This window comes from Kocuria marina (assembly GCA_014652975.1).
GTDB classification, from domain to species: domain Bacteria; phylum Actinomycetota; class Actinomycetes; order Actinomycetales; family Micrococcaceae; genus Kocuria; species Kocuria marina.
The window spans coordinates 24,335-37,281 of the sequence record BMZV01000004.1 but is presented as its reverse complement, the minus strand read 5'-3'; the positions used below and the strand labels follow the sequence as shown (position 1 = coordinate 37,281).

Sequence of the window (12,947 nt, the reverse complement as noted above, 5' to 3'; positions counted from 1 at the left end):
CCGTGCCTGAGTTGCCCGAAGTGGAAGTGGTGCGCCGCGGCGTCGCCCGCTGGGTCGTGGGGCGCACCGTGGAGAGCGTGGAGGTCGTGGACCCCCGGTCCCTGCGGCGACACACCGACGGCCCGGAGGACTTCCGCCGCGAATTGACCGGGGTGACAGTTGTCGACGCGTGCCGGCGCGGCAAGTTCCTGTGGTTGCCCGTGCGCGCTGCGGATGGGTCAGAACCTTCCCGCGCACTGCTCGTGCACCTGGGGATGAGTGGGCAACTGCTCCTGTCCTCCCCGGAACACCCCAGGCCGCGTCACGAGCGCATCCGGCTGGAGCTGTCCCCGGCGCTCGACGAGTCCGGGCAGCCGTTGCCAGAGCAACTGCGGTTCGTGGACCAGCGGATCTTCGGTGGGATGCTGCTGGATCGTCTGGTGCCCGCGTCGGACGGCCACGGCACGGTCCCGGAACACGCCGTGCACATTGCGCGCGATCCGCTGGACCCGCTCTTCGACGTCGCGGCCTTCCACGCGGCGCTGCGGCGTCGTCGGACCGGGCTCAAGCGCGCGCTGCTGGACCAGGGGCTGATTTCCGGGATCGGCAACATCTACGCGGACGAAGCGCTGTGGGCGGCGCGCCTGCACTGGGCCGCGCCCACCGAGACCATGACCGCGCCGCGCACATACACACTCGTGGCGGCGTGCCAGGAGGTCATGCGTCGCGCGCTGGACGCGGGCGGCACGAGCTTCGACTCGCTGTACGTCAACGTCAACGGCGAGTCCGGGTACTTCTCCCGGTCACTGAACGCCTATGGCCGCGCCGGCCAGCCGTGCCCTCGCTGCGAGGCCGGCGGGGACGACGGCGTCATCGTGCGTGAGCGCTTCGCCAACCGTTCCTCGTATCGCTGCTCGCGGTGCCAGCGGCGGCCGAGACGTTTCCGGCCCTGACGAGAGACCCCGCAGGCGGTTCGCCCGTCGGGGGTCGAGACCGGCATCGATGTCCCCACGCCGCCCAGGCCATCCGGATCACCCGCTGGCCCCGGGGTGTCCCCGAGAGCCAATGACGAGAATTGTGCCCATGAATGCTCCCAGTGAACCGGACGAGAACCCGGGGAAGGCGCCCGGCGCCTTCGATGCACCCCGGGTCCGTCGAGCTGTGCTCACGGTCGCCCTCCTGAACTTCGGGTACTTCTTCGTCGAGTTCTTCGTCGCGCTCGGTTCAGGGTCGGTGTCGCTGCTGGCCGACAGTGTCGACTTCCTCGAGGACACCTCGATCAACCTGTTGATCTTCGTGGCGCTCGGCTGGGCCCTGGCCAAGCGCGCCGTCATGGGCAAGGTCATGGCCGTCGTGATCCTCGCTCCGGCCGCGTTCGCGGCATGGGAAGCAGCTCAGCGGTTCGCCGAGCCTGTGGCACCGGACGTGCTGCCCGTCGTCCTCGCCTCGCTCGGCGCCATTGTCATCAACGGGACGAGTGCTCTCGTCATCGCCCGCGTCCGCAACCACGGCGGCTCCCTCGGCCGCGCCGCGTTCCTCTCGGCCCGTAACGACGTGCTGGTGAACGTGGCGATCATCGTCATGGCCCTGATCACCGCATGGACGGGCTCAGGATGGCCGGACCTGGTCCTCGGATGTCTGATCATCCTGCTGGCGTTGCACGCCGCCTACGAGGTGTGGGAGGTCAGTGAGGAGGAGCGCCTAGCCGCCAAGGCCCTCGCCGGCGAAGAGATCGATTGATCCGGGCATCGGTCCCGGCCCTGTCCGGACGTCGTACCCGGCCACTCACGCCAGGATGCACCGGAGGCAGAGGCGCGTGGTCGAGGAGAATCACTGCCGAACACCGGCTGGTCTACATGGTCGTGGGTGACGATCTCATCATCCTGCAAGCGCGCTCCCACTACTGAGCAACCGCACGCGGAGGCCGGGTAGCGGGGCCTGCACCCTGGTTCGCATCGTGCCCGCGGCTCCACGCCGCGGGCACGACAGCGCCTACTGTGCGCGCACGATCTGCAGGTCGTTGCTCGTTCCGCTCTCTTCTTCGGGGGCGATCGAGGCGTCCTCGGCGCGGATGCGCTGGTCGTCGGCGACCTCCACCACGCGTGACACCGCGACCGATCCCGTGTTGCGCTGCGGGCGCGGCTTGTCGGAGTAATACGCAGTGAGCCGCGCGAAGCCCTCGTCCAGGCTCACGGACGGCGTCCAGTCCAGCAGTTCGCGGGTCTCGCGCTGGTCGAACCAGTGGGCCGTGGACAGCTGCTCGGCCAGGAACTCGGTCATGGGCGGCTCGCCGTCCCCGCCGCGGAACTTCGCGGGCAGGTACGGCCAGACCTTCTCGATGACGCGGCCGGCGAAGCGTGCCACGCCACCGGGGATCGAGCGCGTGGGCGCGGGGGCGCCCGCGGCGCGGCACATCCGTGCGATGAGTTCGCCCACGGGGCGGGGCTCACCGTTGGTGATCACCAGCGCGCGTCCGCGCACGGTGTCAATGCGCTCGAGCGCCCGCACGATGCCCTCGGACGCGTTGTCGATGTAGGTGGTGTCGATCATGGCCGCACCGTTGTCCAGGTACGGCATCCGCCCGGCCGCCGCGCGATCCGCGACGCGCTCCACGAGCTGGGTGTCCCCGGGGCCCCACACGATGTGCGGACGTACCGCGGCCACCTTGAGGTCGCGCTGGCCGTCCATGCTCAGGCCGAGCAGTTCAGCGGCGGCCTTGGACCGCGCGTAGTTCCCGCGCGCCGTCTGGGGGTTTGCGGGTTCCGCGCCCGCGCCCTCGATCGACACGCCCGCGTGGGCCACGGACGGCGAGGACACGAAGACCACGTTCTGCACCCCGGCGTTCTGCGCCTGGCACAGCAGCACACGCGTCCCGGTCACGTTGACCCGCACGAAGTCCTCCCAGTCCCCGGTGAAGGAGACCTTGGCCGCGAGGTGGATGACGTCGTCCACGCCGTCGAGCGCGCGCGCCACGTCGTCGGGATCGGTCACCGAACCGAGCACCTCGTCGACGCCTTCGCGCTCGGCCACGGATGCGTGACCCCGCTGGAAGACGCGCACGCGCCAGCCGCGCGAGAGCAGGACGCGGGCCACGTCCCCGCCGAGCATCCCTGACGCGCCGGTCACCAGCACGGTGCGGCCGTCCCCGGTCAGCTCACCCTGGGTCGCGGTGGCGCCGCCACGCTCGGGATCCGCGATCTGCGCGACGCCGGGAGCGGTGTCCTGCCGGTCTCCATCCGATGCGTTTGCATCGGAATTGCTTGCGTTCCCGTCGTTCCGGGGAGCCGACGACGCCGCCCCGGCCGCGGTGGCCCCGGGAGCGGGCGCAGCGGCGTCGTGATCGTCGGCGCGGTGGCGGCCGGCGCCGGAGCGGTCGGGAGCAGGGGTCTGGTCGTGGCTCACAGGGCACTCATCTTTCCGGTGGCCAGGGCCTGCTCGGCCCAGTCACTCAATTCGGCGCGGTCGATCTTGGAGTTGTGGCGGATGTCCGTGGGCTGCTCGGGGATCACGAGCACGGCGCTCACAGCCAGCCCGGTCGCGAAATCGATCGTAGCGCGCACGCGCTCGGCCAGATCCGCGGGGGCCACGTGGGGCTTGGCGGCCGGGGGCACCGTTTCGATCACGGCCACGGGGGACTGGGAACCGCGGGGGCCCACACCCACGACGGCCACGCGGCCCACACCGGGAACCGTCTGGGCGGCGTGCTCCGCCGCGACGGAAGACACCGGCCCGTCGGACATCGTGATCACGTGGGCCAGGCGGCCCTCGTACCACAGCCGCTCACGGGCGTCGAAGTGCCCCACGTCCCCGGTGCGGTGCCAGCCGGGGGTCAGGTCGGAGGCGCGCTCCGTGATCCACAACCGGTCGTAGTGGTCCTTGGCGTGCGGTGCGCGCGCCACGATCTCGCCGGTGACACCAGGGGTGGTCACGATGTCGGGGGAGACGGAGCCGTCCGCGCGCAGCGGCAATACGCCGAGCTGCGCTCCCTCGACCGGGGTGCCCACACACACGCCGCGGCCCGCACCCTCGACGCCGCTCTGGGCGTCCTCCCGTGCCGCGCGGATCACGTCCAAGCTGACGTCGGTCAGGGGCAACGCCTCGGTCATCCCGTAGGGGGTGTGCAGCTCGGCCGCGGGCATCAGCTCCTGCAACCGGGCGAGCAGCTCCTCGGGGATCGGCGCTCCGGCGGAGAGCATGAGGTCCACCCGGGCCAGCGCATCACGCTCGGCGGGGGACAGCTCGTCCGCGGTGGCCAGGACGTTGGCGATGGCCGCGGGGGACGCGAATACCGCGGTGGCGCCGATCGCCATCGTAGCTTCGGTGAGCGCCTGTGCGGTGAGCGTCTTGGGGCTCGTGACGTCCATGTCCGGTGTGACGGAGGCGGCACCAAGGGCGGGGCCGAGCAGCGCGAACGGCGCGAACCCGGCCACGAGTCCGGTTCCGGCCCGCAGCCCGTAGGTGTCCCGGATGGTGTCGCGCATCCCGGCCATCTGGCGGTGGGTGTAGACCACGCCCTTGGCGGGTCCGGTGGAGCCGGACGTGAACAGCACGGCGGCCGCGGCGTCCGGGTCCACGGCGGGGATGTCCTCCGGGCGCACGGTGGTCACCGAGTCCATGAGCTCGGCCACAGTGTGTTCCACGCCCAGCAGCTTCTTGGACACGGGGTCCAGCCGGTCCGCGGAGATCCGGCGTCCGGGCCAGCCCAGGGCGCGCGCACCCATGAGGGCCTTGCGGATGCCGATGAACCAGTCGGGGGACGAACCGCGCAGCGCCCGGGTCAGTCCCTTGCGGCCCAGCCCCTGGTCCGCGACCACGATCACCGCGCCCATGCGCAGGCACGAGTAGATCAGGGTGGTGAGCATGGAGCCCGGGGGGACCATGAGGTTCACACGGTCCCCGGGGCGCACGCCCGTGCGCAGCAGGGCCACCGCGAGCTGGTCCACGGACGTGCTCAGCTGGGCCCAGGTCACGGTGCGTTCCACGTTGAGCGCCGGTGCGGAACCGTCCACGGTTCCCATGACGGGTCCCATGTCCACGACGGCGGGGGAGGCGTCGCGGCGTCGTGCGTCGAGTTCGGCGAAGAACGGCACGAAGTCCCCGCGACCGCGCGCGCGGCGCTCACGGTGGGCCTGCACCACGGGCTCGTCCTGACCGAAACGCTCACCGAGCCACGTGAGGATCGCTGGGGCGATGTCCCGGGCCTCGGGCAGCAGGTGCTTGGCGCCTTCGAAGCGGTGGACGTCCGCGTGGGGTGCCCGCCGCATGAGGTCCTCGAGGTAACGCTGCTGGAACACGGGATCGTTGGTGCCCCACAGCAGCAGCGTGGGGACCTCGCGCGCGCTCATCCGCCCGGCGATGCGCTCGTACGCCGCGTTGGAGGGGTGGCCCGGTTCGGCGGGGATGTCGGCGACGAAGTGCGCGATGCCCTCGCGGCGCTCGCGGGAGGTGTACGGAGCCTTGTAGGCCTTCTTGAGGTCCTTGGCCGGGGCGGGATCGCACAGGGCCAGGGTGGTGTCCAGGAACGCGGTGGTCCCGGAGGTGAGGGGTTCGTGCACGGCGCGGTTGAGCGCGAGCCGCAGGGCCGAGGGGATGGGCTCGGCGTTGTCGTGGTGAACGGCGGTGTTGGTCATGATGGTCGCCGCGTGGAGCTGCGGGTGTTCCTGCGCCCAGCCCTGGGAGATGAGCCCGCCCCAGTCGTGGGCCAAGGTGACCACCGGCAGTCCGGCGTCGTCGATGCCCAGCGCGTGCGTGAGGTCCCCGAGGTCCCGGACGCGGTCCTCGAGCCGACGGAACAATCCCGTGCGCTCGGAGAAGCCCATGTCCAGCTGGTCCACGGCCACCACGCGCCACGGCTGCTCGGCCGTCTGGCCGGCGTGCACCACGTCCCGCCACAGGTAGGACCACGTGGGGTTGCCGTGCACCGCCAGGATGATCCCGCGGGGACTGCGGCCCGCCTCGGTGATCGCGTCCCCGTTGTCCAGCACGTGCCAGCGGCGCTTCCTGCCGGGCACGGGTTCCACGACCGCCGTGGTCGGGACGCTCACCGTGGTGGACCACGCGGGGTCCACACCCGGCAGCGGGGTGTCGGTGAAGGGCAGACGCACCGTGGTGGTGCGTTCCGGGGAGGGTGTGGAGAGCACGTTGCTCCTCCGTTCTGTGAGGCGGTGACCGGGGGCTACGGGCGGGTTACCAGGCGATCTCCATGAGGGTCGTGTTCAGGCCCGAGCCCACGCCCAGGCACAGCACGCGCTGGCCGGGTTCGAGCCGCTCGGCCTCGAGCGCGAGTGTCATGGGCAGGGCCGCGGCGGCCACGTTGCCCCAGTACGGGAAGGTGAGGGGGACACGGTCCGCGTCCAGGCCCATGTCCTGGATGAGCTTGTTGGTGTGCGAGTTGGAGACCTGGTGGGTCACGTAGGAGTCCATGTCCCGCCACTGCCAGCCGTCCTTCTCGGCCTCGAGCCACGCCTCGACCACGAGGCCCACCCCGTGGTTGAGCAGCCCGGTGGCGTCCGTGAACATGCCGTCGTCCCCGCCGATGCACAGGTGGTTGAACTCCGTGCCCGCGCGCGTGACGGATCCCACGATGCGGTGCCCGTTCGGGTGGCGGTCCGCGGGGCCCACCACGGCCGCGGCGGCACCGCACCCCAGCGTGAGCGTGGCGAACTCCTGCACCACCTGTTCGCGGGTGATGTCGTCCCCGCGCAACCGTTCCACCGCTGCGTGGTGCCACGGGGAGGGGTCCTCACCGGCGACCACCAGGGCGTACTCGATCGCCCCGGCGTCGATCATGGACGCCGCCACGGTTAGGGCATTGACGAAGCCCAGGCACGCGTTGGTCATGTCGAAGTTCAGCGCGGAGCTCGGCAGGCCCAACCGGTCGTGGATGCCCACGGCCACGGCGGGTTCGAAGTTGTCGCGGGTCACGGACGCGTTGATGAACAACCCGATCTGCTCCGGGGCCACCCCCGATTGCCGCAGGGCCTCCTGGCCGGCCTCCGTGGCGCCGTCCGTGAAGTGGCGTCCCTGTGCCCAACCGCGGCGTTCCTTGATCCCGGCCAGTCGCTCGAGCAGCCCCTTGGGCATGCGCAGCCGCCGGAAGGTCTCTGCCAACTCCTCATCGAACCGAGTAGACGGAATTACCACGTCCGCCTCCGTCTTGGTCACGGATAGGACTGCGGCATTTCGGTTTCTGATGGTGGAGTTACCGGTCAATGTGGCGCTTTCGATCAGACGCCACCCGTACCGTCAAGGAATCGATCGTGAGAGGAGAGCCTCGGCGCTCGGGTGAACTAGCGGGTTGGACCGGCTCAGTCTAACGGTCCCGACTGACAGCTCCCTTCGGATGTACGTTGCGTTTCTCTGCGGGCGCAGGCCGTTCCGGCCCCGGTGAGCCGCGGGTGTGAGCCCCCGCACGCGCCCCACACCGCCGCGGGGCCCGCCCCGGGTAGACTCGGGGGCTGCCCCCGCGCTCGCGATCGCCCAGGTCGGCGCGCCCGTCACCCGCCGGTGCGGGCGCCGAGGGGCGGCGTAAGCGACAACGACATTGGAGACCCCCGCGTGCATCTGAAGACCCTCACCGTGCGTGGTTTCAAGTCCTTTGCGTCCGCCACCACGTTCCACATGGAGCCCGGGGTCACCGCGGTCGTGGGGCCGAACGGGTCGGGTAAGTCCAACGTGGTGGACGCCCTCGCGTGGGTCATGGGGGAGCAGGGTGCCAAGTCCCTGCGCGGCGGGAAGATGGAGGACGTCATCTTCGCAGGCACCTCTGGTCGCTCCGCCCTGGGCCGCGCACACGTGTCCCTGACCATCGACAACGCCGACGGCGCCCTGCCGATCGAATACTCCGAGGTCACCATCTCGCGCACGCTGTTCCGCTCCGGGGGCTCCGAATACGCGATCAACGGCCGTTCGTGCCGGTTGCTGGACATCCAGGAGCTGCTCTCCGACTCCGGGCTGGGTCGGGAGATGCACGTGATCGTGGGGCAGGGGCAGCTGGACCGGATCCTGCAGGCCACCCCCGAGGACCGCCGTGGGTTCATCGAGGAGGCCTCAGGGATCCTCAAGCACCGCCGCCGTAAGGAGAAGACCCTGCGCAAGCTCGAATCGGTGCAGGCGAACCTGGACCGGCTCGAGGACCTCACCGGTGAGATCCAGCGTCAGCTCACGCCCCTGGGTCGGCAGGCGCGCACGGCTCGTAAGGCGCAGCGGATCCAGTACGACGTCCGTGATGCGCGCGCCCGTCTGCTCGCGGACGATCTCGTGGCGGCGCGCGCCGGGATGGACACGGATCAGGACGCGAGCCGCGCGGCGCGCGAACGCAAGGCCGAACTCGAGACCGCGGCCGCGGATCTCGCCCAGCGGCTGCAGGAGACCGAGACCCGTGCCGCGCGCACCACCCCGGAACTGAACGCGGCCCGCACGAGCTGGTACGAACTGAGCACGGTGCGCGACCGCTACCGGGCGCTGGCGGCGCTGGCCGAGGAGCGCCGTCGGCTGCTGGGCAGTACCGAGGAAACCGCCGCCACGAACCGGGACGCGCAGACCCTCGAGGAACAGGCCGCCCGGACACTCGTCGAGGCTGAACAGCTGGCCGAACGGGTCGTGGGGGCGCGCGAGGACCTCGACCGTGCGCATGCGGCGCGTGAGGCCGCCGAATCGACCGCGCGGGACGCGGAAAAGGAATCGGCCGCGCTCGTGCGCCGTGCCGCGGACCGACGCGCGGGGCAGGTCCGGCTCGCCGCGGCGGTCACGGCCGCGCGGTCGGCGCTCACGGCCGCAGAAGCGGACGTGGAGCGTGTTCGCGGGGAGCTCTCCGACGTCGTGACCCGCGCCGAGAGTGCCCGTCTGGACACCGCGTCCCTGCGCGAGACGGCCGAGGCCACCGCGGTCGAGGCGCAGCGCCTCGGGGAACGGGCCCGCGAAGCCCAGGAAACGGCCGACGCCGCTCGCGCCCGCTCGCGGGAGGCGGACGACCACCGACAGCAGACCGCGAGCGCGCTGCACGCCCACATCGTGCGCCTCGAGACTCTGCGCGAGTCCGTGCGGCAACCGGACGGCTCGTCCTCGGTGGCGGACGTCGTCCCCGTGCTGGGGGAGGTGCCGCGGGCCGTGCGCGTGAGCCCGGGGTGGGAACGTGCCGTGGCGGCCGCGCTGGGCCCGTGGTCCGACGCGCTCGCCGTGGCGTCCCACACCTCGGCCGCCCGGGTCTTCTCGCGGTTGCGCGATGCCGGGTCGGGTCGCGTGCACCTCGTGATCGCGCGGGAGGACGGCGCGGCCACCGAAGTCACCGGTCCAGCGCTGCCCGAGGGGTGCGTGCGCGCCACGGAGGTCCTCTCCTCGGCCCCGGAGGAATCCGACACCACGGGCCACGCGGCCGTCGTGGCCGCGGTGCGGGCCGCACTCGCCACCACGGTGCTCGTCCCGGACGCGACCGCCGCGCTCGCGGTCCTCGACGCCGCGGCGCAGGACGGGCGGGCCGACGCCGCGTGGCGCGTGGTCACCCGCGACGGTGACGTGTACGGCGTCCATCGGGTCCAGGGCGGAGCCACGGAAGCGGCCGGCAACCTCGAGATCCTCGCGTTGATCGACCGCGAGGTGGAAAAGACCGCGACCTTGCGGGACGCCGCAGAGACCGCGGCGGAACGGGCCCGGGAGGCCGAGGAACAGCGCGCGGGCGCGGAACGGGAGGCCCGCGAGACCGGCCGGGCCGCGCAGCGGGCCCAGCAGGAGGCCGCGGCGGCCGGGGCGGCGTCGAGCAGGGCGGAGGCCACGGCGTCGTCGGCGGATTCCGAACTGGAACGGCGCCGCGGTGTCCTGGCAACCGCACAGCAGCGTTTGACCCAGCGGGATGCGGAGCTGCGCGAGGCCGTGGAACGCGCCGAGGCCGCGGAGACCGGGGACGAGGAGGACCTCGACCGCGAGCAGCTCGCGGCCGCGTCCGCCAAGGACCGCGCCGAGGAGCAGGCCCGGACTGCCCGCGAGGTCGAGACCGAGGCGCGGCTCGCGCTGCGCGGGCTCGAGGAACAACATCGCCACGCCGAGTCCCGGGCGCAGGCCCAGGCGCGCGCGGCGCGTACCGAACGTGTCGCGCAGGCCGAGGCCGCGCGGCGTGCGGAACGTCGCCGCGTGCAAGCGGTCGTGGCGCGGGCCGTGGGGGAGGCCGCCCGCTATCTCCGGGAACGCGCCGACGACGCCGCGGCGCGGGCGGCCGCCCAGCGCGACGCCATCGAGACCAGCAGGGCCGGGCTGGACGAGGTCGCGCAGCGATTGCGCTCCGAACGTGACGAGCTCGCCCGGCGGATCGGCGAACTTACCGAACAGCTGCATCGTGCGGAACTGGACCTCGCGCAGCGCCGGGCCCGGCTCGAGGGGCTCGAGACCACGGCCCTCGAGAAATTGGGGATGACCCCCGACTTCCTCGTGGACTACTACGGCCCCCACCTGCCCGTCCTGGACGCGGACGCAGCGCTCGAGGCGGCCCAGCGCGCCGAGGAGGACGGCGCGCCCGTGCAGCTGGCTCTGCCCCGGATGACCGATGCCGGGACCCCGTTCCGACGCGAGGAGCAGGAGACCCGGTTGCAGCGCGCGCAGAAGCAGCTCAAGGCGCTCGGCAAGGTCAACCCGCTCGCGCTCGAGGAGTTCGCCGCGCTCGAGGAACGCCACAAGTTCTTGGTCACCCAACTCGAGGACGTCAAGAATTCCCGCACGGATCTGCGCAACATCATCCGGCAGGTGGACCAGCACGTCGAAGAGGTCTTCGCCCAGGCCTACCGGGACACCGCGGAACAGTTCGTCTCGGTGTTCGCGACCCTGTTCCCGGGCGGGGAGGGGCGGTTGCGCCTGACCGACCCGGACGACATGCTCAACTCGGGGGTCGAGGTCGAGGCCCGGCCCGCCGGGAAGAAGATCAAGAGGCTCTCCCTGCTCTCCGGCGGCGAGCGCTCCCTGACGGCACTCGCGTTGCTCGTGGCCATCTTCAAGGCCCGGCCGTCCCCGTTCTACGTCATGGACGAGGTTGAGGCCGCGCTGGACGACCGGAACCTGGGTCGGTTGCTCACCATCTTCGAGCAGCTCAAGGAGAGCTCGCAGCTGATCATCGTGACCCACCAGAAACGCACCATGGAGATCGCGGACGCGCTCTACGGGGTCTCGATGCGCGGCGACGGCGTGAGCCTCGTCGTGGGCCAGCAGCTCTCGCAGTCGCGCTGAGCTCTTCCGCCGACGACGCCGCTCGCCCGCCGAGGGTGGGGCGGCTCAGCTTGTCGCCGCGCGGGCGCGGCGCAACAGCGCGGCCCCGCGGCGGCGGAAGGTCAGGTCACTCCCGATCCTCGCGGTCAGCGTGGTGCCGTCAGAAGTCAACTCGGTATCGGGATGGGAGAGGGTTTCCCGGATCCGCTCCGGGGCCACTTCCGGTGTCAGGGACGGAACACCATGGCGAGCACGAGCACCGGCGTGGTGATGATCCCGCGGTCCCGTAGCTCCGTGAGGATCGCGTTCGCGACGAACATCGACACGAAAACGACCATGAAGAGTACCGCCGTGGAACGGGGACGACGTCGCTCGGTTGCGGCCACGGGAGCTCACTTCCGTCGGGGGGCGGGGCCCTGGGTGCGTGACTCCGGGGGCAGGGTGTCCCTGACCGGAAGCCACGCGACGGCGGCGAGGAGCATGAGCGCTCCCGAGATCCCAAAGGCCCAGCCGAAACCGGCGGCGTCCGCGAGCGCGCCCGCGAGCACGGGGCCGGCGATCTGGCCCGCGTCCGCGCACATCTGGTACCGGGACAGTACTCTGCCGCCCGCTCGATCCGGGCCGATGACATCCGCCACGGCGGCTTGCTGCCCCGGGTTGAGGGTTCCGGAGCCCACCCCGGAGAGCAGGGACAGTACGGCGAACGCCACCACGGACGTGCTCAGCCCCACCCCAATGGTCGCGAGGCCGCACACGAGCAGGCCCGTGAGCACGAGCGGTTTGCGCCCCACGCGGTCGGTGAGCCGCCCCGTGACGGTCAAGGCTGCAGCGTTGCCCACGGCGAACAGTGCCAGCGCGAGCCCGGCGACGGCCGGACCCTCACCGACCACCTGGACGGCCAGGAGAGGGACCAGGGCCACGCGTACGCCCATGGCCGTCCAGCCCGTGGAGAAGCTGGACACGAGCGCGGCACGGTACGCTCCGGCGTCGAGCGCTTCGCGGACGCGCATGGGCGGCTGGGCCCGGCCGGTGCGTCTGGCGCCGATCGTCTCGTCCTTCAGCCGCAGGTACACCACAAGGACGGCGACCAGCAGAGCGCCGGCGTAGATCAGGAACGGGGCGTGCATCCCAAGACCCGCGAGCAGTCCGCCGAGCACGGGCCCCAGGATGCCGCCCAGCAGGAACGCGGTCGCGTAGTACCCGGAGACCCGCCCGCGCATGGTGGGCGGGGCCAACCTCACGATCAGGCCCATCGCGGACACCGTGAACATCGTGGACCCGATGCCCCCGAGACCGCGGAAGATCAGCAATTGCCCATAGGTCTGCGCGAACGCGGTCGCGGCCGAGGACAGTGCCACCACGATCAACCCGATCAGATACGTGGGCCGCTCACCCAACGTGTTGACCACCGCACCGCTCGCGGGGGCGAAGACGAGCCGGCACAGGGCGAACGCGCTGATCACGGCGGAGGCCGCGGCCACGCCCACGCCGAAACTGGCCGCGAACTGCGGCAGCACGGGCGCCACGATCCCGTAGCCCAGGGCGATCACGAAGGCCGCAGCGATCAGGACCTTGATGGGCTCGGGGACCCTGCCGCGCGGCGCGGGTTTTCCGGCGGCGTCGTCCGATGCAGTGGACGCTGCGGCGGCGGCGTCCGACGCGGTCGCAGCAGCGCGCGCGTCGTCGGGGGAGGCGGGGACGGGATGCTCGGCGGGGTCGCGGGGATCGGGGCGGGACACGCCCTGCAGTTTATGGGACATTAGGAGGGTGATCACGACTGA

General features: G+C 71.6%; 8 protein-coding genes and 1 pseudogene. 4 read left to right on the top strand and 5 right to left on the bottom strand.

Features of this window, described 5'->3' with window-relative positions; translation table 11 throughout:
* Window positions 1-2: 2 nt before the first annotated feature.
* The 3 genes and pseudogenes from mutM to IE157_RS12960 all read left to right on the top strand — a co-directional run.
* Window positions 3-932, top strand: coding sequence for a bifunctional DNA-formamidopyrimidine glycosylase/DNA-(apurinic or apyrimidinic site) lyase (gene mutM, locus IE157_RS09660; RefSeq protein WP_193519847.1), 930 nt, complete (start codon window positions 3-5; stop codon window positions 930-932).
* A 130-nt stretch (window positions 933-1,062) separates the two neighbouring features.
* A complete protein-coding gene (locus tag IE157_RS09655) occupies window positions 1,063-1,719 on the top strand; it encodes a cation transporter (protein WP_193519846.1) in 657 nt (218 codons plus the stop codon).
* 62 nt (window positions 1,720-1,781) lie between these two features.
* A pseudogene (locus IE157_RS12960) lies at window positions 1,782-1,886 on the top strand (type II toxin-antitoxin system YoeB family toxin); the annotation flags it as partial.
* Between the two features lie 85 nt (window positions 1,887-1,971).
* Here the strand turns inward: IE157_RS12960 and IE157_RS09645 are convergent.
* The 3 genes from IE157_RS09645 to IE157_RS09635 form a co-directional block, all read right to left on the bottom strand.
* The gene (locus IE157_RS09645) at window positions 1,972-3,087 is read right to left on the bottom strand and encodes an NAD-dependent epimerase/dehydratase family protein (RefSeq protein ID WP_242670688.1); all 1,116 of its coding nucleotides are present in this window, start codon (window positions 3,085-3,087) and stop codon (window positions 1,972-1,974) included.
* A gap of 290 nt (window positions 3,088-3,377) precedes the next feature.
* Entirely contained in the window at window positions 3,378-6,119 is a 2,742-nt protein-coding gene (locus IE157_RS09640) for an alpha/beta fold hydrolase (protein WP_318281426.1), read from the bottom strand.
* A 46-nt stretch (window positions 6,120-6,165) separates the two neighbouring features.
* Window positions 6,166-7,191, bottom strand: coding sequence for a 3-oxoacyl-ACP synthase III (locus IE157_RS09635; RefSeq protein WP_193519844.1), 1,026 nt, complete (start codon window positions 7,189-7,191; stop codon window positions 6,166-6,168).
* A gap of 345 nt (window positions 7,192-7,536) precedes the next feature.
* Between IE157_RS09635 and smc the strand changes: the two genes are divergently transcribed.
* Window positions 7,537-11,187 carry a chromosome segregation protein SMC gene (gene smc / locus IE157_RS09630; protein WP_193519843.1) on the top strand — a complete coding sequence of 1,217 codons (3,651 nt, stop codon included), beginning with the start codon at window positions 7,537-7,539 and terminating at the stop codon, window positions 11,185-11,187.
* Between the two features lie 206 nt (window positions 11,188-11,393).
* On the opposite strand, the gene IE157_RS09625 is transcribed toward smc, so the two are convergent.
* Complete coding sequence (locus IE157_RS09625; RefSeq protein WP_193519842.1) at window positions 11,394-11,552, bottom strand: hypothetical protein; 159 nt, start codon at window positions 11,550-11,552, stop codon at window positions 11,394-11,396.
* Window positions 11,553-11,558: 6 nt separating this feature from the next.
* A complete protein-coding gene (locus IE157_RS09620) occupies window positions 11,559-12,905 on the bottom strand; it encodes an MFS transporter (protein WP_404820636.1) in 1,347 nt (448 codons plus the stop codon).
* Between the last annotated feature and the right edge of the window lie 42 nt (window positions 12,906-12,947).

Excerpts from the sequence above, each read along its gene's own strand:
- IE157_RS09645 (WP_242670688.1), bottom strand. The coding sequence starts at position 3,087 with ATGCTCGGCGGGGACGTGGCCCGCGTCCTGCTCTCGCGCGGCTGGCGC.
- IE157_RS09655 (WP_193519846.1), top strand. The coding sequence starts at position 1,063 with ATGAATGCTCCCAGTGAACCGGACGAGAACCCGGGGAAGGCGCCCGGC.